Here is a 26,272-nt window from a genome sequence, read left to right as displayed (position 1 = left end):
GGAGCAGGACCGTGGGCAAGCACGTGATCGCCGGGGCAGGGCAGGTCGGGACGAAGCTGGCCGAGCGGCTGGTGGAGCGCGGGCACGACGTGACCGTCGTGACCCGGTCGGGGTCGGGCCCCGAGGGGGTCGAGCGGATCGCCGCGGACGTCGCGGACCGGGAGCGGCTCGCGGCGGCCGCCAAGGGCGCCGACACGATCTACAACTGCGTGAACCCGCCCTACCACCGGTGGGCGCAGGCGTGGCCGCCGATGGCGGCGTCGTTCCTCGGCGCGGCCGAGGACACCGGGGCCGGGCTGGTCACCCTCGGCTGCCTGTACGGGTACGGGCCGGTGGACGGCCCCATGACCGAGGACGCGCCGCTCGCGGCGACCGGGACGAAGGGCCGGATGCGGGCGCGGATGTGGGAGGACATGCGGGCCGCCCACGAGGCCGGGCGGGTACGGGTCACCGAACTGCGCGCGTCCGACTACTACGGGCCCGGGAGCACCGACCAGGCGCACCTGGGCGAGGTGCGGTTCGTGAAACCGCTGCTCGCCGGCAAGCGGGTGATGTTCATCGGCGACCCGTCCCTCCCGCACGCCTGGACGTACCTGCCGGACGTCGCCGAGGCGCTCGCCGTCGCGGGGACGGACGAGCGGGTCTGGGGCCGCCCGTGGCACGTCCCGACCGGCCCGGCGGTGTCGGCGCGCGCGGTCGCCGAGCGGCTGTGCGAGACCGCGGGGGCGCCGCGGCCGCGGGTGCACGAGACCCCGCGGGCGGCGCTCGCCGCGCTCGGGGTGGTCGACCCGATGATGCGCGAGCTGCGCGAGATGCGGTACCAGTTCGAGAAGCCGTACATCCTGGACTCGTCCGACTTCCAGCGCACTTTCGGCATGGCGCCGACGCCGCTGGACGCGGCGCTGCGGGAGATCATTGCGGCGCGGTGAGTTCCGGTGCGCCGAATCGGCCGCCGGGAATGCCCGAAAACCATGTCGCACGCTGCGGATACGTGTCGTCCGGCCCAGCCGGGAAGGGCTCGTTAATTAAGCTGTCCCGGACGGCGGCGCCGAACCGGAAACGGCGCACGATGGAGGGGCTTCGATGCGGATCTCGTTCACGGCGCTGACCGGCGGCGGGCCACGGGACGTCGTGGTGAACGTCGACGCGGAGGCCACCGTGGACGGGGTGGCCCGGTCGCTCGCGGCGGCACTGGAAGGGCGCGCGCAGGAGGCGTCGGTGACGGTGCCGACCCCGCGGTTCTCCAAGGACGCGCTGCAGCGCAGCGGCGGCACCGCGCCCCCGGCGGAGCGGCGCGCCCTGTGGATGGACGGGCGGATGCTCGACCCGCAGGCCCGCGCGGTGAAGGAGCTGCGGGACGGCGCGGTGGTCGCGGTCGAGCGGGACGGCGCGGCCGCGACCGTCCTCGCGGAGCCGTCCGGGCTGGTCGAGGTGCGCGTCGTGGGCGGGCCGGCGGCCGGGCGGGTGCACCGGCTCGGGCTGGGCGCGAGCGTCCTCGGGTCCGGCGACGACGTGGACGTCCGGCTGGACGACCCCGCGGTGCGGCCGACGGCGCTGCGGGTGACGGTCGCGCCGGACGGCGTGCGGGTGGCGCCGTCCGCGCCCGGCGCGGAGCTCGACGGGGCGCCGCTGGAGAGCCCGGCGGCCTGGCCGGCGGGCGGGATGCTGTCGGTCGGGGCGAGCGTGCTGACGCTGGCGCCGGGCGCGGCCCCCGACACGCACCTGGAGCCGCTGCCCGAGGGCGGCATGGCGTTCAACCGGCCGCCCCGGCTGGCCCCGGCGCGGCGCGACCGGCGGCTGGAGGTGCCGCGGCGGCCGGAGCGCAACCCGCGGGAGCGGCTGCGGCTGGTCGGCGCGCTGCTGTTCTCGGCGTTCGGGCTGGTCATGGCCTTCGCGCTCCGCCAGTGGTGGTGGGCGCTGTTCGCGCTGGCGTGGCCGCTGATGACGGTCGGCGAGTGGGTCGGCGACCGGCTGCACGGCCGCAAGTCGTACAAGAAGGCCCTCCGGGAGTACAACGACAAGGCGGGACGCTTCGACGGCGAGCTGGACCGGCTGCGCCGCGAGGACGAGGACGAGCGCCGCGCCCTGCACCCGGACCCCGCCGAGGTGCTGCTCACCGCGACCGGGCCCCGGCGGCGGCTGTGGGAGCGCCGCCGCGACGACCCGGACGCCCTGCACCTGCGGGTGGGCCTCGCCGACCTGCCCGCGCGCGTCGACCTGGTCGACGGCGGGGCGGGCGAGGGCGCGCCGGTGCCGGCGCCGGTGGCGCGGCAGGTGCCGGTGGCGCTGCCGCTGGCGGACGTCGGCGTGCTGGGCCTCACCGGGCCGCGCCCGGCGTCGCGGGCGCTGGCCCGCTGGCTGGTCGGGCAGGCCGCGGCGCTGCACAGCCCGCGCGACCTGGCGATCGTCGTGCTGTCGGCCGAGCCCGACGCGGCCGACGAGTGGAACTGGGTGCGCTGGCTGCCGCACTGCGCGCCGCGCGAGGACGAGGACTGCACGGCCCTCGTCGGCACCGACCAGTCGTCCATCGCGCACCGCATCACCGAACTGGCCATGCGCGTGACCGAGCGGCGGCGCGCGTCCCAGGCCGAGTCCCAGTTCCTGGGCGGGCAGGCCAAGCCCGCGGACGCGGTTCCGTACAACATCCTGATCGTCCTGGACGGGGCGCGCGCGCTGAGGCGCGTCCCGGGCATGCCCATGCTGCTGTCGAGGGGCGCCGAGTACGGGCTCTACGCGATCTGCATCGACGACGAGGAGCGGCTGCTGCCCGAGGAATGCAGCGCCGTCGCGTCCTGGGACCCGCAGTACCCGGCCGTCGTCCACCTCCAGGGGCAGGATCTCGACGCCGTGGGCCCGGTGCTCGCCGACCAGGTCTCCCCCGCCTGGACGGACCGGGTGGCGCGCGCGCTCGCGCCCGTCCGGGACGTGTCCAGGGAGGACGCCGACGAGTCCCTCCCCGCGAACGTGCGGCTGCTCGACCTGCTCGCCATGCCCGACCCCACCGCCGAGGCCGTCCTGCAGTCGTGGACGCGGACCGGCGGCCGGACGACCCGCGTCCCGATCGGCGTCGGCTCCGGCGGCGCCCGGGCGGGACGGGCGGGCCGCGAGCCGTACGAGATCGACCTGCGCACGGACGGCCCGCACGGGCTCATCGCCGGGACGACCGGCGCCGGGAAGTCCGAGCTGCTGCAGACGCTCATCGCGTCCCTCGCGGTCGCGAACCGGCCGGACGAGATGACGTTCGTGCTGATCGACTACAAGGGCGGCTCGGCGTTCGCCGAGTGCGCGAAGCTGCCGCACACCGTCGGCATGGTCACCGACTTGGACGGGCACGCGACGGAACGCGCGCTGGAGTCGCTCGCGGCCGAGCTGCGGCGCCGCGAGGTGCTGCTCCTGGAGTCCGGGGCCAAGGACATCGACGACTACATCGGCGGCCGCACCCCCGCGTCGGCGCCGATGCCCCGCCTCGTCCTGGTGATCGACGAGTTCGCCGCGATGGTCGAGGAGTTGCCCGAATTCGTCGCCGGGCTCGTCGACATCGGCCGCCGGGGCCGCTCCCTCGGCGTCCACCTGATCCTCGCGACGCAGCGGCCCGCCGGGGTCGTCACCGCGGACATGCGGGCCAACACGAACCTGCGGATCGCGCTGCGGGTGACCGGCGCCGACGACTCCACCGACGTGCTCGACTCCGCCGACGCCGTGCAGATCCCGAAGTCGCTGCCGGGCCGCTGCTACGTCCGGTCGGGCATGTCGGCGCCGCACGCCGTGCAGTCGGCCCGGATCGGCGGGCGCCGGCCGGGCACGGCCGCGCGCCGCACGACCGTCCTGCCGCTCCCCTGGCAGGGCCTCGGGCACCCGCCGCCCGCGCCGCGCGACGCCGCCGACGACGCGGCCGCCGTCACCGACCTGGCCGTCCTCGTGCAGGCCGTGGACGAGGCCGCGCGGCGCGCCGGGATCGCGCGGCAGCCGTCGCCGTGGCTGAACCCGCTGCCCGAGCGGGTCCGGCTGACGCCGCGGACGGCGGCGGGCGGGTCCGTCGTGGACGTCCCGCCGATCGCGTTCGGCATCACCGACCTGCCCGCCGTCCAGTCGCGGGAGGAGCTGGCGCTCGACCTGGCGGCCGGCGGCCACCTGTACCTGGCGGGGTCGGCCCAGTCGGGGCGCTCGACGGCGCTCCGCACGATCGCCGGGTCCCTCGCGGGGGCGTGCTCCCCGTTCGACGCGCACCTGTACGCGGTCGACTGCGGCGCGAACGCCCTCCTGCCGCTGGTGGCGCTGCCGCACTGCGGCGCCGTCGTCACCCGCGACCAGCTCGACCGCTGCGAGCGGCTGATCACCGCGCTGGCGGCGGAGGTCGCGCGGCGGCAGCAGCTGTTCGCGGAGGCCGGGTTCGCGTCGCTGCCCGAGCAGCGCGCCGCCGTCGCCGCCACCGACCGGCTGCCGTGGATGGTGCTGCTCCTGGACCGCTGGGAGGGGTTCCTCGGCGCGTTCGAGCACTACGACTACGGCCGGCTCGTCGACCAGGTCCTGCGGCTGCTGCGGGAGGGCGCCGCGGTCGGCCTGCGGGCCGTGTTCACCGGCGACCGCTCCGGCCTGTCGGGGCAGGTCTCCACCGTGTTCGACCGGCGGCTGATCCTTCGGATGGCCGACCCGAACGACTACGGCTACGCGGGCCTGCAGGACCGGCACGTCCCGGCCGCGATGCCGCCGGGCCGCGCCCTGGAGGCGGCCGCGCCGGGCGCCCCGCCGCGCGAGTCGCAGATCGGGCTGCTCGGCGACGACCCGGCCGGGACGGCGCAGGTCGCGGCCCTCCAGGAGATCGCGCGCGGCTGCGTCGCCCGGTACGGGCGGCCGCCGCGCCGCCGCGGCCCGCTGCACGTGGACGAGCTGCCGGTGCGGGTCACCTACCGGGAGGCGATGGCGCTGGACGGCGAGTTCCTCGCGCCGTCGGCGCTGTGGGCGCTCGTCGGGGTCGGCGGCGACACCCTCGCGCCCGTCGGGATCGACCTGCTGAACGAGGGCCCCGGGTTCGCGGTCGCCGGGCCGCCGCGCTCGGGGCGCTCGACGACGCTCCGCACGATCGTCCACTCGCTGCTGGACCCTGCGGTCGGCGGCGGGCTGGTGCCGGTGGTGCTGGTGACGCCGCGCCGGTCGCCGCTGCGGCTGCTGTCGGGGCGCCCCGGCGTGCTCGGCGTCCTCGCGTCCGACGCGGACGCGGGCGATCTCGAGGCGGCGATCGGCGACGAGCACCGGTACGTCGTGGTCGTGGACGACGCCGAGCTGCTGGACGAGACGGACCTCGACGACGCGCTGTGCGACGTCCTGCGGACGGCGCGGGACGGCGAGCACGCGGTCGTCATCGGCGGGACGACCACCGACCTGGGGCGCGGCTACCGGGGGTTCCTCGCGGACGCGCGGCGGTCGCGCTCGGGCGTCCTGCTGTCGATCGAGTCGCCGGACGACGGCGACCTGTTCGGGCTGCGGCTGCCGCGCAACGCGCCGCTCGCGGGTCCGAGCGGGCGCGGGCTGTTCGTCGCCACGGGCACGGCCACGCAGATCCAGGTGGCGCTGCCGCCGCCGGTGACGGGCGACTGACCCCCCGGGCCGGGGCCGGAAAAAGGAGCGGGCCCCGGCCTCGGGGGGATGGGCCGGGACCCGCGGCTCGGGGGCGAGGCGTCAGCGCGTGGCGGCCTCGATGTTCTGCTGGGAGCGCTTGATGTCCTGGCTGCCCTGCTCCAGGGCGATGGCCATCTTGTCGAAGGCGGTCTTCGCCTCGGCCCACGCCGCGCGGAACCGGTCGGCGCCCGGCCCCCACCAGACGGCGCTGGAGCTCACCGTGCGGCCGTTGAGGTCTCTGATCAGGGCGTCGAGGTTCCGGCCGTGCTTGGCGAAGATCCGGGACAGTTCCTCCAGCTCGCCGATGTTGGCGCCGCGCTTGTCACCGCTCATCACTGTGGCCTTTCGTCAAGAATGGCGCCAGCCTACGCCGGGAGGATCAGCGGAATCCAGTGCCGGGCGGCCGAACTGATGGAGATAGCCGGACATTTCCGCCCCGCTGCGCTGACCGGATGTGGACGGTAACATGACGGCGCGCATGCCATCGGAGCGCGCCGGGAGCAGCGCTCCGCACGCTTGTGACCCGGTCAATTACTCTGCGTCAGAAAACATTCAGAGTCCGGACGCCCCGCGCTTTCCGGGCATTCACCCGGCCGCGCGGACCGGGTCGTTCACGGGCCGGGCGTCCGGGTCGAGGACCCGCTCGCCGACCAGCGTGAGCCGCCCGTCGATGTCCTTGAACTCGAACCGGCGCCGCACGTCCTGCCGCACCCTGCCGGTGTCGTACCGGACGACCGTGTGCTCGACCGCCTCGAGCGCCACCACGTCCCCCTCGCGGACCGCGCTGGCCTCGTCCAGCGTCGTCCGCGCGGCGGTGTAGGCGGGCCCGCCCTCGACCGGCGCCCGGTTGCGGTTCTCCAGTTCCTGGACGGCCTCCGCCTGCACGCGCGCGACTCGCGGCGAGATGCGGACGCCGAGGATCTCCTCGGGGAGCCGGGTGCGGTCGCGGTCCCGCGTCTGCACGAGGGCCTGCGAGCGGTGCTGGAGCAGCGTGCCCGCGACCGCGGCGAGCTGCTCGGTCGTCTCGCCGTCCACCCGGGGGGCGCCGCGGCGCATCGCGGACGAGGGCGCGGCCAGGCAGGCGGCCGCGACGGCGACCGCCAGGAAGACCCGCAGCCACAGGCGCACCATGCCTCCTCCTCCCACTGATCATTGGCGAAGATACACGCCGTCCCGGAAGCCCGTCTGGGCCCGCGCGGAACCGGACGAATCCCTTGCGGCACCGGGGCTCCCGCGCCCCCGCAGCCCCCGCCCCGGGGGGTAGAATGAAAACCGTTGCCACCGTGTTGACGGGGGCATGAAGCAGCACATCCACCCGGAGTACCGCCCCGTCGTCTTCCGCGACCGCGCCGCCGGCCGCGCCTTCCTGACCCGGTCCACGGCCGCCGCCGGCCGGACCGTCGAGTGGGAGGACGGCCGCACCTACCCGGTGGTGGACGTGGACGTCTCGTCGGCGAGCCACCCGTTCTACACCGGACAGGGGCGCGTTCTCGACACGACCGGAGCGGTCGAGAAGTTCAACCGCCGCTACGGCGGCCGGTGACACGCGCACCGAGACACGCACCCTGAACACACACGCGCTGAGACACGCGCGCTGAGACACGCGCGCTGAGATATGCGCCACTTGTGCGCCGCTCCGGCAGGACGGCGCGGGCGGGGCCGCGGACCATGCGCCCCGTCGGTCCCGCGCGCCGCGCCGTCCGGCCGTCCGAGGGCCCGCATCCGCCCGGGTGCGGGCCCTCCGCGCGTCCGGCGGTCCCGCTGGCCGGGACACGCGAATAACCCCCTCAACCCCCGTGAACACGGCGGTCGGCCCCCTATAAGGAGGGGCTTACGAAAACCTCAAACGGCGATTATCTAGACTGCGCGGTGCGAGGTTGAGGGAGGAGACCCACGTGCGCAAGGTCCTGATCGCCAACCGCGGCGAGATCGCGGTCCGCATTGCCCGTGCTTGTAGCGACGCAGGGTTGGCCAGTGTCGCCGTGTACGCCGAGCCGGACCTGGACGCGCTGCACGTGCGGGTCGCGGACGAGGCGTACGCGCTCGGCGGCTCGACGGCGGCCGAGAGCTATCTGGACATCGAGAAGCTGCTGAAGATCGCGGCGGAGGCCGGCGCGGACGCCGTCCACCCCGGCTACGGCTTCCTGGCGGAGAACGCGGACTTCGCGTCCGCCGTGCGGAACGCCAGGCTGACCTGGATCGGGCCGCCGCCCGCCGCGATCACCGCGCTGGGCGACAAGGTGCAGGCGCGGCACATCGCGCAGAAGGTCGGCGCTCCCCTGGTCGCGGGCACCACCGACCCGGTGTCGGGCGCCGACGAGGTCGTCGCGTTCGCGGAGGAGCACGGGCTGCCGATCGCCATCAAGGCGGCGTACGGCGGCGGCGGGCGCGGGCTCAAGGTGGCCCGGACGCTCGAGGAGGTCCCGGAGCTGTACGAGTCGGCCGTCCGGGAGGCCGTCGGCGCGTTCGGCCGCGGCGAGTGCTTCGTCGAGCGGTACCTGGACAAGCCGCGGCACGTCGAGACGCAGTGCCTGGCCGACGAGCACGGCAACGTGGTCGTCGTGTCCACCCGCGACTGCTCGCTCCAGCGCCGCCACCAGAAGCTCGTCGAGGAGGCCCCGGCGCCGTTCCTGTCGGAGGAGCAGCTCGAACTGCTGTACACCTCCTCGAAGGCCATCCTGAAGGAGGCCGGGTACGTCGGCGCGGGCACCTGCGAGTTCCTCGTCGGCCAGGACGGGACGATCTCGTTCCTCGAGGTCAACACGCGGCTCCAGGTCGAGCACCCGGTGACCGAGGAGGTCGCGGGCGTCGACCTGGTCCGGGAGATGTTCCGCATCGCCGACGGCGAGGAGCTCGGCTACGGCGACCCCGAGTTGCGCGGCCACTCGATCGAGTTCCGGCTGAACGCCGAGGACGCCGGGCGCGGCTTCCTGCCCGCCGTCGGCACCCTGACCGCGTTCGACCCGCCGACCGGGCCGGGCGTCCGGCTCGACTCCGGGTACGTGTCCGGGCAGACGGTCCCGCAGGCGTTCGACTCGCTGATCGCGAAGCTGATCGTCACCGGCGCGTCCCGCCGCCAGGCCGTGGAGCGCGCGCGCCGCGCCCTCGCCGAGTTCACGATCGACGGCATGCCGACCGTCCTGCCGTTCCACCAGGCGGTGCTGGACGACCCCGCGTTCGTCCCCGCGGACGACGCCGAGCCGTTCGCCGTCCACACCCGGTGGATCGAGACGGAGTTCGACAACACGATCCCGCCGTTCGACGCGGTCCCGGCCAGCGCGGAGGCCGCGGGCGAGCGGGAGCGGGTCACGGTCGAGGTCGGCGGCAAGCGCGTCGAGGTCGTCCTGCCGGCGGGCCTCGGCGCGTCGGCCGTCGGCGGCGCCGCGGCCGGACAGGCGCCCGCCAAGCGCCGCGCGGGCAAGAAGGGCGCGGCCGCGCAGGCGTCCGGCGACTCGCTGGTCAGCCCGATGCAGGGCACGATCGTGAAGATCGTCGCCGCGGACGGCGCGGCCGTCGAGGCGGGCGACACGGTCGTGGTGCTCGAGGCGATGAAGATGGAGCAGCCGCTCACCGCGCACAAAGCCGGGACGATCACGGGCCTGTCGGCCGAGGTCGGCCAGACGGTCACGGCGGGCGCGTCCATCTGCGACATCAAGGACTGACGTCCGGCGCCGCTCGGCGATCCCCGATCCGGGTGCCGGTTCCCGCGGGGGCGGCACCCGGTCGCGTTTCCGGTCCGGGAACCGGCACCGGCCGTCGCGGTGGGTAGCGGGCCGCCTCCGCACCGGTTCGGGATTTTCCGAAAAGGACCATGACGAGCTGATTGTCTGGCTCTTTGACGAGGCAGACTAGAGACATGAGCTCCGACAACCGGACCGCCCGGACGGCTCGCCGCGCCGCGCTCCCCGTGCTCGTGGCGGGCGTCGTCGTGGCCGGCCTCGCCGCCCCCGCGGCCGCTTCGACCCCCGACACCGCGCGTCCCGCCGCGACCGTCCAGCACGTCGCCGCCGCCGCGACCGTCCGGCACGCCGCGCCGCAGGCCCCGCAGGCCGCGCCCGCGCGGGCGGCCGACACCGTCGGGCAGATCGCCAACGGGCTGGTCGACTCGCGGCTGTACGTCACGAGCAACGCCGGGAACGCGCTGAGCGCGGCGGACCGGCAGCAGGTCGAGTCCGCGCTGAACGGGCTCGGCGACGCCGACGTCCGCGCGGTCGTGGTCGACGACGGCATCACCCAGCAGCAGATGGGGCAGATGCTCGTGTCCGTCGCGAACCGCGTCGGCGAGGGCGAGACCTACGTCGGCGTCACCGCGAACGGGCGGCTGATGGCGGGGATCTCGAAGAACCTCGACGAGGGCGAGATCAACCAGATCATCACCCGCACCAACGGCCAGCCGCTCAAGGACCGCATCATCGACTTCGGCGAGCGCGCCGAGCAGCGGGTCGACGAGAACTCCGCGTCGGCGGCGACCGTCGGGTACGTGATGCTGGGCCTGGTCATCGCGCTGGTCGCGGCGGCGATGTCGGTGTTCCTCGTGTCGCGCAGGCGGCGGCAGGAGCGGCAGGCCCGCGAGATGGCGGAGCTCAAGGAAGGCGTGCAGGAGGACGTCACGCTCCTCGGCGAGGACATCGCCCGGCTCGACCTCGACGTCATGGACAAGAAGCTCGACCCGGCGATCCGCGCCGACTACGAGCGCGCGATGAACTCCTACGACGAGGCCAAGCGGGCGACGGACCGCGCCGCGCGCCCCGAGGAGATGCAGGACGTCACGCGGGCGCTGGAGGACGGCCGGTTCTTCATGCTCGCGACCCGTGCCCGGCTCGCGGGCGACGAGGTGCCGGAGCGGCGCGCCCCGTGCTTCTTCAACCCGAACCACGGCCCGTCCGTCCAGGACGTCGTGTGGGCGCCGCCGGGCGGCACGGCCCGGTCCGTCCCGGCGTGCGGGGCGGACGCCCACGCGGTGCTGCACGGCGCCGAACCGGACGTCCGGATGGTCCCGTACCACGGCGGGCGGCGGCCCTATTACAACGCGGGCCCGGCGTACGCGCCGTACGCGGGCGGGTACTACTACGGCTACGGCGGGTTCGACCTGCTCGGCGGCCTGATGGTCGGCACCATGCTCGGCTCGATGATGTCCGGCGGGTTCGGCGGCTACGGCGGCGACATGTCCGGCGGGTTCGGCGGCGAGGGCGGCGACGTCGGCGGCGGCTGGGACTTCGGCAGCGGCGACTTCGGCGGCGGCGGATTCGGCGACTTCGGGGGCTTCTGAGGGGCCGCGATGGCGCGCATCCCAGGCGACCCCGGGCCGTGGGGCCAGGTGCGGTACACGCTGGGGCTGCGGCTGCCGCCCGGCAACCGCGACTGGGTCCGGCACGAGCTCACCGACGCCGGGTGGCGCGGCCGCCTGCTGTGGCGGCACGTGTGCCTGATGATCCCGGTGTGCGCGGTGCTGGCGGCGCTGCCCGGCCCCTGGTGGGTGCACGTGTCGGTGCCGCTGATGGCGCTGGCGGCGAGCCTGCTCGCCGTGGCGGTCACCGCGGACGAGCTGCGCCGGTCCCGGCTGCGGCGGCACGGCATCGCCGAACCGCCCCGCCTGCGGTGACGCGCGGCGCCCGGCGGCGGCCGCCGGGCGGCCGTCCTCCCGCGGCGGGGAGCGATGCGGCGAAGGCCCGCATACGGTGAGAGCATGAGCACGGCACCCGTCCCGGCACTGTACTGGCGCATCCTCGGCATCAACGGGCTGATCTTCGCGCTCGGCACCGCGACCCTCGCGCTGGCGCCCGTCACCATCTCCTCGATGGTGCTGCTGCGGGAACTGCCCGTCCTGCTCGTCGGGCTCTCCGTGATGATGCTGGCGAACGCGCTGCTGCTGCGCGCCAGCCTCGCGCCGCTGGGCCGGCTCACCACGCTGATGGCGCGGATGGACTCGCTGAGCTCCGGCGACCGCCTCGCGACCAAGGAGAGCGGCGACCTGCTCCACCTCGTCGACGAGTTCAACTCCATGCTCGACCGCCTGGAGGTCGACCGCAGCACCGGGACGGCGATGGTGCTGGACGCCCAGGAGGCCGAGCGGCGCCGCATCGCCCAGGAGCTCCACGACGAGATCGGCCAGACGCTCACCGTCGCGCTGCTGGAGCTGAAGTCGGTGGCCGACCGGGCGCCCGGCGAGGTCGCGGAGGAGCTGCGCGGCGTCCTGGAGGTCGTCCGGTCGAGCCTGGACGAGGTCCGGCACGTCGCCCGGCGGCTGCGTCCGGGCGTCCTGGACGACCTGGGCCTGACCAGCGCGCTCATCGCCCTCCCCGCGGACTTCTCCGGCGGGCCGCACGTCACCCGCGACGTGCAGACCGGGCTGACCGGGGTCGGCGCGGACGTCGAGCTCGTCGTCTACCGGATCGCGCAGGAGAGCCTGACGAACGTGTGGCGGCACGCCGGCGCGGAGCACGCCGAGCTGTGCCTGCGGCAGGAGGCGGACGGCACCCTCGTGCTGCGCGTCGCGGACGACGGCTGCGGCCCGCCCGAACGGGCCGGGGCGGGCATCCGCGGGATGCGGGAGCGCGCGATGCTCGTCGGCGCGCAGCTGTCGATCGGCCCGGCGGCCGGCGGCCGCGGCACCGAGGTGCGGCTGGTCGTCCCGCCGAAAGGCACGCGCCGCAGGCAGGACCCGGTGCGGGACTGACGTGGCGACCGGTGCTCCCGCCCCGCACGGCCGCCCCGGCCGCCCCGGGCCGCGCCGGGACCGGGGGTCAGGGCTCGACGAGCCCGACGCGGATGGCGTACTTGGTCAGCTCGACGCGGTCGCGCATGCCGAGCTTGCCGAGCACGTTCGCGCGGTGCCGGTCGACGGTCTTCACGCTTATCGTGAGGATCTCGGCGATCTCCTTGGACGAGTGCCCCTCGGCTATCAGCTTGGTGATCTCCTCCTCGCGGGGGGTGAGCAGCTCCTCCCCGTCCCGCGCCCGGTTCAGGTACTCGCGGACGAGCAGCGTGACGGCCCCCGGGTACAGGAACGACTCCCCGTGCGTCGCCGAGCGGATCGCGTTCAGCAGGTCGCGGTCGGCCACCGACTTCAGCACGTACCCGGACGCGCCGGCCTTCAGCGCCTCGAACAGGTACTGCTCGTTGTCGTACATCGACAGCATGAGCATCTTGACGCCCGGAAAGCGGGCGGCGATCTCCCGTGCGGCCTGCAGGCCCGTCATGCGGGGCATCGCGATGTCCAGGATCGCCAGATCCACCTCGGTGGCGGCGATCGCGCTGATCGCCTCCGCCCCGTCGCCGGCCTCGGCGACGACGGTCATGTCGGGTTCGGCGTCCAGGATCACCCGCAGCCCGCGGCGGATCAGCGCGTGGTCGTCGGCCAGCAGGATGCGGGTGGCGGACTCCCGAGCGTGCAACCGATCACCTCCGGTATCCGCCTCCATCCTAGGCGCGCACCCCCCGAACCGCCCCCGTTCGGCCTGGAGATACATGCTCCAACCAGGCAGATGTGGGTGTTACTCCCGATAACGATGAGATCCACCGCCGAGAAAACTGGGCAGTGTACGCAGAAAGGGGCGGACATATGGCACAGCGACTCGGCGGCGGGCACCGCCCTCCGCTCAAGGCTCCCAAGAGGCCATCGTCCTGCGACGGGACCGTCCCCGGCGTGAGGAGGAGGGACCTATCAGCCCGAAGAACCAGGCTCTCCGGGAGCCGAAAGGACGTCATGCTAGCGCGGGACATCGCCATCCAGGTGCCGACCGTGACGATGAACGACTCGATCGCGCACGCGATACAGGTCATGGCGCTCGGCCGGCTGCCCGGTCTGATCGTGCTGGACGAACGGCAGCGCCCCCGGGTCGTCCTGCCCGGGACGCAGGTCCTGCGGCTGGCGGTGCCGGTCGCCTACCAGGAGGACACGGCGCTGACACGCACCGTGGACGAGGCGCACGCGGACGTGTTCTGGCACGAGATCCAGGACATGACGGTGAGCGAGTGCATAGGAACGCACACTCCCCGCCCGGTCATGGTGAAGAAGTCGGCGACTCTGCTGGAGATCGCCACCCTGATGGCCCGGCAGCGCAGCCCGCTGGTCGCGGTGGTGGACGACGCGGGCCTGCTGGCCGGCGCGGTCACGCTCGACCGGCTCATGTCCGCCATCGCGCTGGCGCGGCCGGACGACTAGACGGGGTCCTCGGCGCGACGTCGGGCGGCGTCCGGTACGGGGACCGCCGCGGGCACGGTGCGGCCGCACGGGGCCCGCACGTCGCGTGAGGCGCGTCCGGTGGGCGCGCGGGCCGGGCGGGACGGTGCGCGGTGACCGCTTACCTGGCGCTCGCCGTCTTCATCATCGCGTTCTTCTTCATCGCGACGGAGAAGGTCGACAAAGTCAAAGTCGTCCTGATCGCGGCCGGAGTGATGACGGTGCTCGGGCTGACGCCCGGCGCGGACGTCTTCTTCTCCGAGCACGACGGGATCGACTGGAACGTCATCTTCCTGCTGCTCGGCATGATGGTCATCGTCGGGATCATCAAGAACACCGGTGTGTTCGACTTCCTGGCGATCTGGGCGGCGAAACGGTCGAAGGGCAAGCCGTACCGGCTCATGGTGCTGCTGATGCTCATCACGGCCGTCGCCTCGCCGTTCCTGGACAACGTGACCACGATCATGCTGGTGGCGCCGGTGACGGTGGTCGTCTGCAACCGGTTGCGGATCTCCCCGATCCCGTACCTCATCGCCGAGGTGCTGGCGTCGAACATCGGCGGAGCCGCCACCCTCATCGGCGACCCCCCGAACATCATCATCGGCAGCCGGGCGGGGCTGACGTTCAACGACTTCCTCGTGCACATGACGCCGATCGTGGTGATCATCTTCATCGCGTTCGTGCTGCTGTCCCGTGTGCTGTTCCGCAAGGAGTTCACGTACAACCCGGAGTACGCGGCCGAGGTGATGTCGCTGGACGAGCGGAAGGCGATCACCGACACCGGGCTGCTGATCCGGTGCCTGGTCGTCCTCGGCGGCGTGATCGTCGCGTTCGGCCTGCACTCGGTCCTGCACGTGGAGCCGTCGATCGTCGCGCTCATCGGCGCGGGCGTGATGCTGCTGGTCTCCAAAGCGGACGTCTCGGAGGTCATGCGCGAGGTCGAGTGGCCCGTGCTGGTCTTCTTCACGGGACTGTTCGTCATGGTCGCCGGCCTCGGGCACACCGGCGTGATCGAGAACATCGGGACCTGGGCGGCGGACACGGTCGGCGACAACTACTTCGTCGCGGCGACCGGCCTGCTGTTCGGCTCGGCCGTCTTCGGCGCGTTCTTCGACAACATCCCCTACACGGCGACGATGGCGCCGATCGTGGAGGGGATGGTGGCGGGCGCCGACCCGGCGACCGGCGAGGCGCTGTGGTGGGCGTTCGCGCTCGGCGCCGACTTCGGCGGCAACGGGACGGCCATCGCGGCGAGCGCCAACGTGGTCGCGATCGGGATCGCCGCCAAGAGCGGCCACCCGATCAGCTTCTGGCAGTTCACCAAGTACGGCATCATCGTCACCGTGCTGAGCACGCTGATGGCCTGGGTCTACGTGGCCCTGCGCTACTTCACGTAGCGCCACCGCTTCCGCCGATCGGGCGCGCCCTCGCGGCGTGCCCGATCGGCGCACGCGCGGTCAGTACGCGTGCTCGGTCATCAGGCGGCGGCCCGCCTCGGTGATGCTGCCCGACAGCGACGGGTACACCGCGAACGTGTGCGCCACCTGGTCGACGGTCAGGTGCTGCTGCACCGCGACCGACACGCCGAGGATCAGCTCGCTCGCGCGGGGCGCGACGATGACGCCGCCGAGGACGATGCCCGTGGACGGGCGGCAGAACAGCTTCACGAAGCCGTCCTCGAACCCCTGCATCTTGGCGCGGGCGTTCGTGAACAGCGGCAGCATGACCGTCCGGGCGTTGACCTCCCCCGAGTCGACCATGTGCTGCGTGACGCCCACCGACGCGACCTCGGGGTCGGTGAAGATGTTCGACGCGACCCACCCGAGCTTCAGCGGCTGGACGGCCTCGCCGAGCGCGTGCCACATCGCGATCCGGCCCTGCATCCCCGCGACCGACGCGAGCATCAGGATGCCGGTGCAGTCCCCCGACGCGTAGATGTGCGGGACGGACGTCCGCGACACCTTGTCGACCTTGACGAACCCGCGGTCGTCGCACTCGACGCCGACGTCCTCCAGACCGATCCCCGTCGTGTTCGGGATCATCCCGACGGTCATCAGGCAGTGCGAGCCCTCGACCTTGGTGCCGTCCTCCAGCGTGACGATCACGCCGTCCCCGGACCGCTCCACGCTCGCCGCGCGCGACCGCGACATGACGTTCATGCCGCGCCGCAGGAAGACCTCCTGCAGGACGGACGCGGCGTCGGCGTCCTCGGTCGGCAGGATGCGGTCCCGCGAGGACACCAGGGTGACCTTCGACCCGAGCGACAGGTACGCCCCGGCCAGCTCCGCGCCGGTCACACCGGAGCCGACGACGATCAGCTCGGACGGCAGTTCCGGCAGGTCGTAGAGCTGCCGCCAGTTCAGGATGCGCTCGCCGTCGGGCTCGGCGCCGGGCAGCACGCGCGGCGTGGCGCCGGTCGCGATCAGCACGATGTCGGCCCGGATGCGGCGGTCGCCGACCGCGACGACGTGCGGCTCCACGAGCCGCGCCTCCCCGCGGACGATCTTCACCTCCTCGTACGCGAGCCGTTCGGCGACGTCGAACGACTGCGCCCGCGCGAGGTCCTTCACGCGCTTGTTCACGGTGGCCATGTCGGCCTCGAGGCCGCCGACGATCCCGTCCGGGCCGCCGCTGAAGCGCAGCCCGAGGGCCTCCGACTCCGACATGACCGCCATCCGGGTCGAGGTGGCGATGAGCGTCTTCGAGGGGACGCAGTCGGTCAGCACGCACGCCCCGCCGGGACCGTCGCGCTCCACGACGGTCACATCGGCGCCGAGCTGCGCCGCGACGAGAGCGGCCTCGTAACCGCCCGGTCCCCCTCCGATGATGACGATGCGGGTCATACTTCCGATTCTTTCCTACTCAACGCAGTGACAAGTCCAACCGCTTCCATCGGCGCCGCCAAGGCGACCTGCGGCGTCGCGTGGCGTACCTTGGGCGGCGTGGCACTGTACGCGGCGTACGCCTCCAACATGGACCCCGACCAGATGGCGCTCCGGGCCCCGCACTCGCCGATGCGCGGCACCGGGTGGCTCGCCGGCTGGCGGCTGACCTTCGGCGGGCAGGACAAGGGCTGGGAGGGGGCCCTCGCGACCGTCGTCGAGGACTCCGCCGAGCAGGTCTTCGTCGTGATCTACGACGTGCCGCGCTGGGACGAGAAGGAGCTGGACGGCTGGGAGGGCGCGGCCCTCGGCGTCTACCGGAAGACCCGCGTCCGGGTGCAGACCCTCGACGGCGACGCGCTCTGCTGGATGTACGTCCTCGACGACTACGAGGGCGGCCTGCCGTCGGCGCGCTACCTGGGCATCCTCGCGGACGCCGCCGAGGCCGCGGGCGCCCCGGACGACTACGTCAAGGAGCTGCGGAACCGCCCGTGCGCGTCGATCGGCGATGACCCGATCGGTGGTTAAGCGCCGCGCGGACTCCCCGGTAGTGTCGGCTTTGTGAGCAACGACGCTTTTACCTTGGCGCGGTCCGCGGCGGACGAGCTGCGGGCGCGCACGTCCATCGACGCGTTCGACGTGGCCCTCGTGATGGGCTCCGGCTGGGTCCCGGCCGCCGACGCGCTCGGTGACCCGATCACCGAGATCCCGGTCACGGACCTGCCGGGGTTCCCGCCGCCGGCCGTCGAGGGGCACGCGGGCCGCATCCGGGTCGTGGACGTCGCCGGGCGCCGCGCCCTGGTGTTCCTCGGCCGCACCCACCTGTACGAGGGGCGCGGCGTGGACCCGGTCGTGCACGGCGTCCGGACGGCCCTCGCCGCGGGCGCGGGGACGATCGTCCTCACGAACGCGGCGGGCGGGCTGCGGCCGGAGACCCAGCGCGTCGGCCAGCCGGTGCTGATCTCCGACCACCTGAACCTGACGGGCGCGAACCCGCTGGCCGGCGCGGACTTCCTCGACCTGACCGAGGCGTACTCGGGGCGGCTGCGGGCCCTCGCCCGCGAGGTCGACCCGACGCTCGCGGAGGGCGTGTACGCGGCGTTCCGCGGCCCGACCTACGAGACGCCCGCCGAGATCCGGATGCTGCGCACGCTGGGCGCCGACATGATCGGCATGTCGACGGTGCTGGAGACGATCGCGGCCCGCCGGGGCGGCGCGGACGTCCTCGGCATCTCGCTGGTCACGAACATCGCGGCCGGCCTGTCGGACGAGCCCCTCGACCACGAGGAGGTCCTGGCCGCCGGCCGCGCCGCCGCGGGCCGCATGGGCTCCCTCCTCGCGACCGTCCTGTCGAAGCTGTGAGCGGCTTCCGCGCGGCGGCCGAGGAGTGGCTGGCGCAGGATCCCGATCCGGACACGCGCGCCGAGCTGCGGGCCGTCCTGGACGCCGGGGACGAGCGGGCGCTCGCCGACCGGTTCGGGGCCCGGCTGGAGTTCGGGACGGCGGGGCTGCGGGGCGAGCTGGGCGCGGGGCCGAACCGGATGAACCGGGTCACGGTGCTGCGGGCCGCCGCCGGGCTCGCCGCGACGCTCCCCGCGGGCTCCCACGTCGTCGTCGGGTTCGACGCCCGGCACAAGTCGGACCGGTTCGCGGGCGACACCGCCGCCGTCCTCACCGGCGCGGGCCACACCGTCGAGGTGTTCGCCGAACCGGTGCCGACGCCGGTCCTCGCGCACGCCGTCCGGACGTCCCGGGCGGCCGCGGGCGTCATGGTGACGGCGAGCCACAACCCGCCCCGCGACAACGGCTACAAGGTGTACTGGGGCGACGGCGCGCAGATCGTGCCGCCGCGGGACGCGGAGATCTCCGCCGCGATCGACGCCGTGGGCCGCGTCGACGAGCTGCCGCTCGGCTCGCACTGGGACGTCCGGCACGACCCGGCCCCCTACCTCGACGCGGTGTCCGGGCTCCGCCTCGGCGCCGCCGGCGACGTCTCGATCGTCTACACGCCGATGCACGGCGTCGGGTACGACGTGCTGCACGCGGCGTTCGTCCGCGCGGGCTTCCCCGCGCCCGCCGTCGTCCCCGAGCAGGCGGAGCCGGACCCCGACTTCCCGACCGTCGCGTTCCCGAACCCGGAGGAGCCGGGCGCGCTCGACCTCGCGCTCGCCCTCGCCGCCGAGCGGGACGCGGACCTCGTGATCGCGAACGATCCGGACGCCGACCGGTGCGCGGTCGCGGTGCCGGGGCCGTCCGGGTGGCGGGTCCTCACCGGCGACGAGCTCGGCGGGCTCCTCGCCGAGCACGTCCTGCGGCACACCTCGGGGGACGACCGGCTCGTCGTGACCACGATCGTGTCGTCGTCGCTGCTCGGGGCGATCGCCCGCGCGCACGGCGTCCGGTTCGCCGAGTCGCTCACCGGCTTCAAGTGGATCATGAAGGCGGGGACGCGCGCCGACCGGCTCGTGTTCGGCTACGAGGAGGCGCTCGGCTACAGCGTCGGCGACGACCGGGGCGTCCCGGTCAACGACAAGGACGGCATCGGCGCGGCGCTCGCGGTCGCGGCGCTCGCCGCCGAGGCGGCCCGCGCCGGCCGCACCCTGCTCGACCTGCTCGACGACCAGGCCCGCCGGTACGGGGTGCACGCCACCGCGCAGGTGTCGGTCCGCGTGGACGACCTGTCGGAGATCGCGGCGACGATGGCCCGCCTGCGCGCCGCCCCGCCCACCCGCCTCGGCCGGCGCGCCGTCGAGGCGTTCGACGACCTGGCCCGCCCCGCGGACGGCCTGCCGCCGACCGACGGGCTCCGGTTCCGGCTGGAGGGCGGCGCGCGCGTGGTGATCCGGCCGTCCGGGACCGAACCGAAGCTCAAGTGCTACCTGGAGGTCGTGGAGCCCGTCTCGGACGGCACCGCGGACGGCGTCGCGGAGGCCCGCAGGCGCGCGGAGACCGCGCTCGAAGTCCTGCGCCGGGGGGTCGCCGAGCTGGTCAGCTGACGAGCGCCAGGACGCAGCACACCAGCACGGCGACGCCCGGGACGGCCAGCGCCGCGACCGCCGGGACCGACCAGGACACCGAGCCCCGCACGTCCTCGGCGTCCCGTGCGGCCGCCGCGGCCTTGTCGGGCGCGCCCGACCGGGTCTTCGGCCGCTGCCGGTCCCGCATCTCGTTGAGCCGCTGAGCCGCGTACCCCGCCGGGGTGCGGCCCTTGACCTGCGCGCCCAGCTTCGCGTCCTGCTTCCGCGCGCGGGCCTCCGCCTTGGCCTGCGCGCGCGGCGACGTCTGGTGCACCCACGCGCGGGACTGCAGCTGGTCGCCGTCCGGTCCGGTGAACCGCACGACGATCGCCTCCTTGCCCTCGATCGACCGCACGGCGCCCCACGGCGCCCGCGCGTCCCGCAGCGGGTTCCGGACGGTCACCGCCTCGTCGTCGCCGATGATCGCCGGCCGCAGCCCGACCGTGTAGGCGATCCCGCAGCCGAGCAGCAGGAGGGCGGCGATCGTGAACGTCATCAGCGAGTACTCGGGGTCACCGGTGAAGCCGAAGACGAGGTCCGCGATGTTGAGCGCGGCGAACGCCAGCCACGCGAACGCGGCGACGCGCCCGCCGGTGGAACGAATCGTCATGACCGCATCATGCCAGGGGCCTCGTCCCGTTCCACTTCCGCTGCGCGAACCCCGGCTTGATCACCCCGTTGATGAGCTCCAGCCGGTCGGTGAACGGCGCGAACGCCGACTTCATCGCGTTCACGGTGAACCACTGCAGGTCGTCCCAGCCGTACCCGAACGCGTCGACCAGCTTCGCGAACTCCTCCGACAGCGTCGTCCCGCTCATCAGCCGGTTGTCGGTGTTGACGGTCACCCGGAAGTGCAGCCTCCGCAGCAGCCCGATCGGGTGCTCCTCGATCGACTTCGCCGCGCCCGTCTGGATGTTCGACGTCGGGCACATCTCCAGCGGGATCCGCTTGTCGCGCACGTAGTTCGCGAGCCGCCCCAGCCGCGGCTCGGACTCCGCGGCCTCGATGTCGTCGATGATCCGCACGCCGTGGCCCAGCCGGTCGGCGCCGCACCACTGGATCGCCTGCCAGATCGACGGCAGCCCGAACCCCTCGCCCGCGTGGATCGTGAAGTGCGCGTTCTCCCGCTGGAGGTACTCGAACGCGTCCAGGTGCCGGGTCGGCGGGTACCCCGCCTCCGCCCCCGCGATGTCGAACCCCACCACGCCCGCGTCCCGGTACCGGACCGCCAGCTCCGCGATCTCCTTCGAGCGAGGTTTCTGCCCCCGGCTCAGGTGCCGCATCGCCGTCAGCAGCGCCCCGACCCGGATCCCGCGGTCCCGGCCGCCCCGCGCGAAGCCGTCCAGCACCGCCTCGACGACCTGCTCCAGCGGCATGCCCGTCCGGGTGTGCAGCTCGGGCGCGTACCGCACCTCCGCGTACACGATCCCGTCGTCCGCGAGGTCCTCCGCGCACTCGTACGCGACCCGCGCCAGCGCGTCCGCCGACTGCATCACCCCGACGGTGTGCGAGAACGTCTCGAGGTACCGCTCCAGCGACCCCGAGTCGGACGCCGCCTCGAACCACGCCCGCAGCTTCGCCGCGTCCGTCTCCGGCAGGCCGGTGTACCCGCTCGCCTCCGCGAGCTCCACGACCGTCCCCGGCCGGACCCCGCCGTCCAGATGGTCGTGCAGCAGCACCTTCGGCGCGCGCCGGATGTCCTCGAGAGTAGGCCGCTCGTCCATCTCAAGAATCTACCCGGGAAACCCGTCGCCGTCCCCCGCACCCGCCGGGGCGTCCGCCCGACCGGGGGGTTTGCGGGCGAGGAGGAAGGCTTGGGGGTGCTTCTCCGGGTACGGGCCGTCCTCGTCGGGTTCGCGGACGAGGCGGGCGCGGACGTCCAGGCCGGTGCGGGCGAGCAGGGCGGCGACGTCGTCGGGGCGGCGGTAGTGGAAGTCGAGCGCGATGGCGTGGTCGCCCGCGCGGGTCCGGCGGGCCGTCCCGTCCCCGGCCTGGAAGGCGAGCAGCAGGTGGCCGCCCGGGGCCAGGACGCGGTGGAACTCGGCGAACGCGTCCGGGAGGCGCTCCGGCGGGACGTGGATGACCGAGTACCAGGCCAAAAGCCCGGCGAGGGAGCCGTCCGGCAGGGCGAGGTCGAGCAGGGAGCCGACCTCGAAGCGCAGGTCCGGGTGCGCCGCGCGGGCGGCCTCGATCATCCGCGGCGACAGGTCGACGCCGGACGTCCGGACGCCGCGGGCGTGCAGGTACGCGGTGATCCGGCCCGGGCCGCAGCCGACGTCGGCGACCGGACCGGGACGGACGAGGTCGGCGAAGCCGTCGAGCATCGCCCGGTCGAGGGGTTTGGCGGCCAGCTCGTCCCGGATCCAGGCGGCGTAGTCGGCGGCCATCGCGTCGTAGGACGCGCGCGTGTCCGCCAGGAATCCCCCTCGGCCCGGTACCGGACGTTCCGCTTCGCTCGGTACCGGACGTTCCGCTTCGCTCGGTGCCATCCGCCCACGATCCCACGCTCCCCGAGGGGACTTACCGTGTACGGGTAGAGTGCGCCGGGAGGAAGGATCGATGACTCCACGGACCGACGCCGACGAGCTGACCGAGCGGCCGCGCGTGCCGCTGAGCCGGCGGCGGGTGCTGCGCGCCGCCGTGGAGCTCGCCGACCGCGACGGCATCGACGCGCTGACCATGCGCCGGCTCGCGCAGGAGGTCGGGGCCGAGGCGATGTCGCTGTACCACCACGTCGCGAACAAGGAGGCCGTCCTCGACGGCGTCGTCGAGGTGGTGCTCGGGGAGGTCGCGGCGGCGGTCGAGGGCGTCGCGGCGCCGGCCCCGGCGGACGACTGGCGGGGCGCGCTGCGCGCGCGGATCCTCGCCGCCCGGGAGGTCTTCCTCCGCCACCGCTGGGCCCCGGCGGTCCTGGAGAGCCGCACCACCACGAGCCCGGACGTCATCGCCTACTACGACGGCGTCGTCGGGATCCTGCGGGCGGGCGGGTTCTCGTTCGACCTGGCGCACCGCGCGCTGCACGTGCTGGGCAGCCGGGCGCTCGGGTTCGCGCAGGAGCTGTTCCGGCCGGACGGCGCCGACGCCCCGGACGAGGAGGCGACGGCTCTGATGGCGGAGCGGTTCCCGAACATCGCGGGGATGCTGGCGGACGCCGTCCACGACGATCCGGGCACCACGCTGGGCTTCTGCGACGACCAGTTCGAGTTCGAGTTCGCGCTCGACCTGATCCTCGACGGGCTGGAGCGCCGCCGCACCGCCGGCGCCTGACCCTTTCCGCGCCTTTCCCTCTCTTGACCGCCTTACGGCGTACGACTACCTTACGACGTACGACAGCCTTACGTCGTACGACGGTGGCCCGACGGGGGCCGCCCGGACGGAAGGAAAGGCGCCGTGCAGGCATGGAGCTGGGACCGCTACGGCCCCCCGGACGTGCTGGCCCTCAAGGACGTCGACGTGCCGGGCCTCGCCCCGGACGAGGTGCTCGTGCGCGTGCGGGCGGCCTCCGTGAACCCCTACGACTGGCGCCACCTGCGGGCGCACCCCCACCTGGTCCGGCTCGGCACCGGGCTGCGGCGGCCGAAGCCGGGCCTCGTCCTCGGCGCCGACCTCGCCGGCGTCGTCGAGCGGACGGGCGACGCCGTGACCGACCTGGCGCCCGGCGACGAGGTCTTCGGCGAGGTCCGGATGGGCGCGTTCGCCGAGGCCGCCGCCGTCCCGCGCGACCGGCTCGCCGTCAAGCCCGCCCGCCTCTCCTTCGCGCAGGCGGCGGCGGTGTCGATGGCCGCGCACACCGCGCTGCAGGGGCTGCGGGACGTCGGCGGGATCGCCGCCGGGCAGCGCGTCCTGGTCAACGGGGCGTCCGGCGGGGTCGGCACGTTCGCCGTCCAGCTCGCCCGGACGTTCGGCGCCGAGGTCACCGGCGTGTGCAGCACCCGCAACGTCGAACTGGTGCGCTCCCTGGGCGCGGACGACGTCGTCGACTACACCCGGGCCGACTTCACCGAACGGGCGGGCCGCTACGACCTGCTGTTGGACATCGTGGGCGACCGGTCGACGCGGCGGCTGCGGCGCGCCCTCACGGGCCGGGGCACCCTCGTGATCGTCGGCGGCATCGCGTCCCCGCGCCGCGGCCTGCTCGGGCCCGCCGGGCAGATGGTCCGGGGGGCCGCGGTCGCCCCGTTCGTCCGGCAGCGCATCGCCCACGTGGGCTGGAAGCCGAACGCGGCGGACCTGGGCTTCCTCGCCGGCCTCATGGAGAAGGGGGAGGTCACGCCCGTCATCGACCGGACCTACCCGTTCGCCGACCTGCCCGAGGCGGTGCGCTACGTCGAGGGCGGCCACGCCCGGGGCAAGGTCGCCGTCGCCTTCTGAGCCCCGCCCCGGACGGCCGGGCGTCAGCGGCGCCGCAGCGACGCGTCGAGCAGCGCGGGCGGGGTGTCGAACTTCTCGTGCGGGGCGAGGTCGACGCCGGGCGCGACGATCTCGTCGATCGCGTCCAGCACGTCGGCGGGCAGGACGGTGTCGGCGGCGGCGACCTGGGAGTGCAGGTGCTCCAGGGTGCGGGGGCCGATGATCGCGCTGGTCACCGCCGGATGCGCGGTGACGAAGCCGAGCGCGAGCTGCACCATCGTCAGGCCCGCCTCGTCGGCGACCCCGGCGAGGCGCTCGACGGCGTCGAGCCGGGCCCGGTTGTGCGGCAGCGACAGGTCGAAGCGCTCCGGCAGGGACGTCGCGCGGCTGGTGGTGATCTCCCGGCCCTTCCGGACCGCGCCGGACAGCCAGCCGGACGCCAGCGGGCTCCACGCCAGCACGCCGAGCCCGTACTCCGCGGTGACGGGCAGCACGTGGGCCTCGATGCCGCGCTGCAGGATCGAGTAGGCGGGCTGCTCGGCGGTGTAGCGGCTCAGGCGGTGCTCGCGGGCCGCCCACTGCGCCTGGACGATCCGGTACGCGGGGAACGTCGAGGAGCCGAAGTAGCGGATCTTCCCGGCCCGCTGGAGGTCGGTCAGCGCCGCGAGCGTCTCCTCGTCGCTCGTCCTCGGGTCCCACCGGTGGATCTGGTAGAGGTCGACGTGGTCGACGCCGAGGCGGCGCAGGCTGTCGTCCAGCGCGGTGACGAGCCAGCGCCGCGAGCTGCCCTGCCGGTTGCGGTCGTCGCCCATCGGCATGTTCGCCTTCGTGGCGAGCACGATGTCGTCGCGGCGTCCCGAGATGGCCTTGCCGACCATCTCCTCCGACTCGCCCCGCCCGTACATGTCGGCGGTGTCGATGAGGTTGATGCCGCTCTCGAGTGCGGCGTCGACGATGGCGGTGGCCTCGTCCTGGGTGGTGCGTCCGATCGCGCCGAAGTTCATCGCGCCGAGCGCGAGGGCGCTGACCTGCACGCCCGTCCGGCCCAGAGTGCGGTACTGCATGGCGTGGTCCTCCAAGTGCGGGCAAGGGTCGACGGCCGGTTCCCGCTCTGCCATCATGGAGAAAGCGGAACCGTGTCCCGTTTGACGATACGGAACACTGTCCCGCTTAGCAAGCCCGGCATGGAGGAGTGGAGGCACGGTGAAGGACGACCGGGGCGCCCGGCCCAAGCGCGCGGACGCCCGGCGCAACGAGAGAACGCTGCTCGACGCGGCCGCCGCGGCGTTCGTCGCGTCCGGCGTCGACGCGCCGGTGCGCGACATCGCGGCCCGCGCGGGGGTCGGGACGGCCACGATCTACCGCCACTTCCCCACCCGCGCCGACCTGATCATCGCCGTCTACCGGCACCAGGTGGAGGCGTGCGCCGAGGCGGGCCCCGCGCTGCTGGAGAGCTCCGCGTCCCCGCACGCCGCGCTGGGGCGCTGGATCGACCAGTTCGTCGACTTCCTGGTCACCAAGCACGGGCTCGCCGCCGCCCTGCGCTCCGACCAGGCCGGCTTCGAGGCGCTGCACACCTACTTCCTCGACCGCCTCGTCCCCGTGTGCGCGCGGCTGCTCGACGCCGCGGCCGCCGCCGGCGAGATCCGCTCCGACCTGGACGCCTACCAGCTGATGCGCGGCGTCGGGAACCTGTCCATCGGCGCCGACACCGACCCCCGCTACGACGCGCGCCGCCTGGTCGGGCTCCTCGTCGCGGGCCTCCGCCGCCCCGACTGACCGGCGATCCGACGACGGGCCGCGGCGCCCGCGGCCCGTCCCGTACCGGTCGGATCAGCCTTCCGCGGCCTTCGCGTACGTGTCCATGCCCCCGGCGAAGTCGAACACCACGCACGGTTCGTCGCCGACGACCCAGGCGTCGTGCCCGGGCTCCGCCACGAACACGTCGCCGGGCCCGGCCTCCTCCTCGGTGCCGTCCCGCATGACCACGTGGATCCTGCCCTTGACGACGTAGCCGTTGTGGTGGACCTCGCACAGGTCGGTGCCCGCGATGTCCTTCACCGACTCCGTCCAGCGCCACCCGGGCTCGAAGGTCGCCTTGCCGAAGACGAGCCCCGGCAGTTCGACGATGTCCAGGTGCCCCTTGGGGAAGTCGCGGCGCTCGTCCGGCTTCTCGATGCTCTTGCTCTCGATCATGATGGTCCCCCTTATCCATCACCGCCTCC

At 74.0% G+C, this 26,272-nt stretch carries 24 protein-coding genes; 15 read left to right on the top strand and 9 right to left on the bottom strand.

Annotated elements, in window-relative coordinates:
• Positions 1 to 11: 11 nt before the first annotated feature.
• Together DMH08_RS06430 and DMH08_RS06425 are read left to right on the top strand one after the other, a co-directional pair.
• Entirely contained in the window at positions 12 to 929 is a 918-nt protein-coding gene (locus DMH08_RS06430; RefSeq protein ID WP_026402570.1) for an NAD-dependent epimerase/dehydratase family protein, read from the top strand.
• A 154-nt stretch (positions 930 to 1,083) separates the two neighbouring features.
• Positions 1,084 to 5,595 (top strand): FtsK/SpoIIIE domain-containing protein, encoded by a 4,512-nt coding sequence (locus DMH08_RS06425; RefSeq protein WP_125612331.1) that lies wholly within the window; start codon positions 1,084 to 1,086, stop codon positions 5,593 to 5,595.
• 81 nt (positions 5,596 to 5,676) lie between these two features.
• Here the strand turns inward: DMH08_RS06425 and DMH08_RS06420 are convergent, their stop codons facing one another.
• Together DMH08_RS06420 and DMH08_RS06415 are read right to left on the bottom strand one after the other, a co-directional pair.
• The gene (locus DMH08_RS06420; protein WP_026402572.1) at positions 5,677 to 5,949 is read right to left on the bottom strand and encodes a WXG100 family type VII secretion target; all 273 of its coding nucleotides are present in this window, start codon (positions 5,947 to 5,949) and stop codon (positions 5,677 to 5,679) included.
• A 252-nt stretch (positions 5,950 to 6,201) separates the two neighbouring features.
• Positions 6,202 to 6,747, bottom strand: a complete 546-nt coding sequence (locus DMH08_RS06415; protein ID WP_125612329.1) for a hypothetical protein — start codon at positions 6,745 to 6,747, stop codon at positions 6,202 to 6,204.
• A 166-nt stretch (positions 6,748 to 6,913) separates the two neighbouring features.
• Here DMH08_RS06415 and DMH08_RS06410 point away from each other — a divergent pair, with 166 nt between their 5' ends.
• The 5 genes from DMH08_RS06410 to DMH08_RS06390 all read left to right on the top strand — a co-directional run bounded on the left by DMH08_RS06410 (position 6,914) and on the right by DMH08_RS06390 (position 12,292).
• On the top strand, positions 6,914 to 7,159 hold the full coding sequence (locus DMH08_RS06410) for a type B 50S ribosomal protein L31 (RefSeq protein WP_125612327.1): 246 nt from the start codon (positions 6,914 to 6,916) through the stop codon (positions 7,157 to 7,159).
• Positions 7,160 to 7,511: 352 nt separating this feature from the next.
• Positions 7,512 to 9,278, top strand: a complete 1,767-nt coding sequence (locus DMH08_RS06405) for an acetyl/propionyl/methylcrotonyl-CoA carboxylase subunit alpha (protein ID WP_125612325.1) — start codon at positions 7,512 to 7,514, stop codon at positions 9,276 to 9,278.
• 194 nt (positions 9,279 to 9,472) lie between these two features.
• Positions 9,473 to 10,885: a hypothetical protein gene (locus tag DMH08_RS06400; protein ID WP_125612323.1), complete on the top strand. Its 1,413-nt coding sequence runs from the start codon at positions 9,473 to 9,475 to the stop codon at positions 10,883 to 10,885.
• Between the two features lie 9 nt (positions 10,886 to 10,894).
• Positions 10,895 to 11,218, top strand: a complete 324-nt coding sequence (locus DMH08_RS06395) for a DUF5313 family protein (protein ID WP_125612321.1) — start codon at positions 10,895 to 10,897, stop codon at positions 11,216 to 11,218.
• Positions 11,219 to 11,302: 84 nt separating this feature from the next.
• On the top strand, positions 11,303 to 12,292 hold the full coding sequence (locus tag DMH08_RS06390) for a sensor histidine kinase (protein ID WP_026402577.1): 990 nt from the start codon (positions 11,303 to 11,305) through the stop codon (positions 12,290 to 12,292).
• Between the two features lie 67 nt (positions 12,293 to 12,359).
• Here DMH08_RS06390 and DMH08_RS06385 read toward each other — a convergent pair whose 3' ends face one another.
• Complete coding sequence (locus tag DMH08_RS06385; protein WP_233617432.1) at positions 12,360 to 13,010, bottom strand: response regulator; 651 nt, start codon at positions 13,008 to 13,010, stop codon at positions 12,360 to 12,362.
• 311 nt (positions 13,011 to 13,321) lie between these two features.
• On the opposite strand from DMH08_RS06385, the gene DMH08_RS06380 reads away from it, so the two are divergent.
• Complete coding sequence (locus DMH08_RS06380; RefSeq protein ID WP_026402579.1) at positions 13,322 to 13,780, top strand: CBS domain-containing protein; 459 nt, start codon at positions 13,322 to 13,324, stop codon at positions 13,778 to 13,780.
• Positions 13,781 to 13,911: 131 nt separating this feature from the next.
• A complete protein-coding gene (locus DMH08_RS06375) occupies positions 13,912 to 15,195 on the top strand; it encodes an SLC13 family permease (RefSeq protein ID WP_125612317.1) in 1,284 nt (427 codons plus the stop codon).
• Positions 15,196 to 15,255: 60 nt separating this feature from the next.
• Here the strand turns inward: DMH08_RS06375 and DMH08_RS06370 are convergent, their stop codons facing one another.
• Complete coding sequence (locus DMH08_RS06370) at positions 15,256 to 16,641, bottom strand: NAD(P)H-quinone dehydrogenase (protein WP_026402581.1); 1,386 nt, start codon at positions 16,639 to 16,641, stop codon at positions 15,256 to 15,258.
• Positions 16,642 to 16,740: 99 nt separating this feature from the next.
• Here DMH08_RS06370 and DMH08_RS06365 point away from each other — a divergent pair, with 99 nt between their 5' ends.
• From DMH08_RS06365 to DMH08_RS06355, 3 genes are read left to right on the top strand one after another with little or no spacing between them, the layout of a single operon-like run.
• Entirely contained in the window at positions 16,741 to 17,208 is a 468-nt protein-coding gene (locus tag DMH08_RS06365) for a gamma-glutamylcyclotransferase (RefSeq protein ID WP_026402582.1), read from the top strand.
• Between the two features lie 33 nt (positions 17,209 to 17,241).
• A complete protein-coding gene (locus DMH08_RS06360) occupies positions 17,242 to 18,042 on the top strand; it encodes a purine-nucleoside phosphorylase (RefSeq protein WP_125612315.1) in 801 nt (266 codons plus the stop codon).
• Positions 18,039 to 19,676: a phospho-sugar mutase gene (locus DMH08_RS06355; protein WP_125612313.1), complete on the top strand. Its 1,638-nt coding sequence runs from the start codon at positions 18,039 to 18,041 to the stop codon at positions 19,674 to 19,676. The genes DMH08_RS06360 and DMH08_RS06355 overlap by 4 nt, the downstream gene beginning before the upstream one ends.
• On the opposite strand, the gene DMH08_RS06350 is transcribed toward DMH08_RS06355, so the two are convergent.
• From DMH08_RS06350 to DMH08_RS06340, 3 genes are read right to left on the bottom strand one after another with little or no spacing between them, the layout of a single operon-like run.
• On the bottom strand, positions 19,669 to 20,307 hold the full coding sequence (locus tag DMH08_RS06350) for a PH domain-containing protein (RefSeq protein ID WP_125612312.1): 639 nt from the start codon (positions 20,305 to 20,307) through the stop codon (positions 19,669 to 19,671). The two genes, DMH08_RS06355 and DMH08_RS06350, sit on opposite strands and share 8 nt — an antisense overlap.
• 7 nt (positions 20,308 to 20,314) lie before the next feature.
• Complete coding sequence (locus tag DMH08_RS06345; protein WP_125612310.1) at positions 20,315 to 21,421, bottom strand: adenosine deaminase; 1,107 nt, start codon at positions 21,419 to 21,421, stop codon at positions 20,315 to 20,317.
• A gap of 9 nt (positions 21,422 to 21,430) precedes the next feature.
• Complete coding sequence (locus tag DMH08_RS06340) at positions 21,431 to 22,186, bottom strand: class I SAM-dependent DNA methyltransferase (protein ID WP_125612308.1); 756 nt, start codon at positions 22,184 to 22,186, stop codon at positions 21,431 to 21,433.
• 70 nt (positions 22,187 to 22,256) lie between these two features.
• On the opposite strand from DMH08_RS06340, the gene DMH08_RS06335 reads away from it, so the two are divergent.
• Positions 22,257 to 22,964: a TetR/AcrR family transcriptional regulator gene (locus tag DMH08_RS06335; RefSeq protein ID WP_125612306.1), complete on the top strand. Its 708-nt coding sequence runs from the start codon at positions 22,257 to 22,259 to the stop codon at positions 22,962 to 22,964.
• Positions 22,965 to 23,087: 123 nt separating this feature from the next.
• Positions 23,088 to 24,068: an NAD(P)-dependent alcohol dehydrogenase gene (locus DMH08_RS06330; protein ID WP_125612304.1), complete on the top strand. Its 981-nt coding sequence runs from the start codon at positions 23,088 to 23,090 to the stop codon at positions 24,066 to 24,068.
• 23 nt (positions 24,069 to 24,091) lie between these two features.
• Here the strand turns inward: DMH08_RS06330 and DMH08_RS06325 are convergent, their stop codons facing one another.
• Positions 24,092 to 25,111, bottom strand: coding sequence for an aldo/keto reductase (locus DMH08_RS06325; protein ID WP_125612302.1), 1,020 nt, complete (start codon positions 25,109 to 25,111; stop codon positions 24,092 to 24,094).
• A gap of 139 nt (positions 25,112 to 25,250) precedes the next feature.
• Here DMH08_RS06325 and DMH08_RS06320 point away from each other — a divergent pair, with 139 nt between their 5' ends.
• Positions 25,251 to 25,826, top strand: a complete 576-nt coding sequence (locus DMH08_RS06320) for a TetR/AcrR family transcriptional regulator (RefSeq protein ID WP_026402590.1) — start codon at positions 25,251 to 25,253, stop codon at positions 25,824 to 25,826.
• A 54-nt stretch (positions 25,827 to 25,880) separates the two neighbouring features.
• On the opposite strand, the gene DMH08_RS06315 is transcribed toward DMH08_RS06320, so the two are convergent.
• Positions 25,881 to 26,243, bottom strand: a complete 363-nt coding sequence (locus tag DMH08_RS06315; RefSeq protein ID WP_026402591.1) for a cupin domain-containing protein — start codon at positions 26,241 to 26,243, stop codon at positions 25,881 to 25,883.
• Between the last annotated feature and the right edge of the window lie 29 nt (positions 26,244 to 26,272).

The organism is Actinomadura sp. WAC 06369 (assembly GCF_003947565.1).
Classification (GTDB): domain Bacteria; phylum Actinomycetota; class Actinomycetes; order Streptosporangiales; family Streptosporangiaceae; genus Spirillospora; species Spirillospora rifamycini.
Note: the sequence above shows the minus strand (reverse complement) of the source record. Positions and strands in the feature narration are given on the sequence as shown.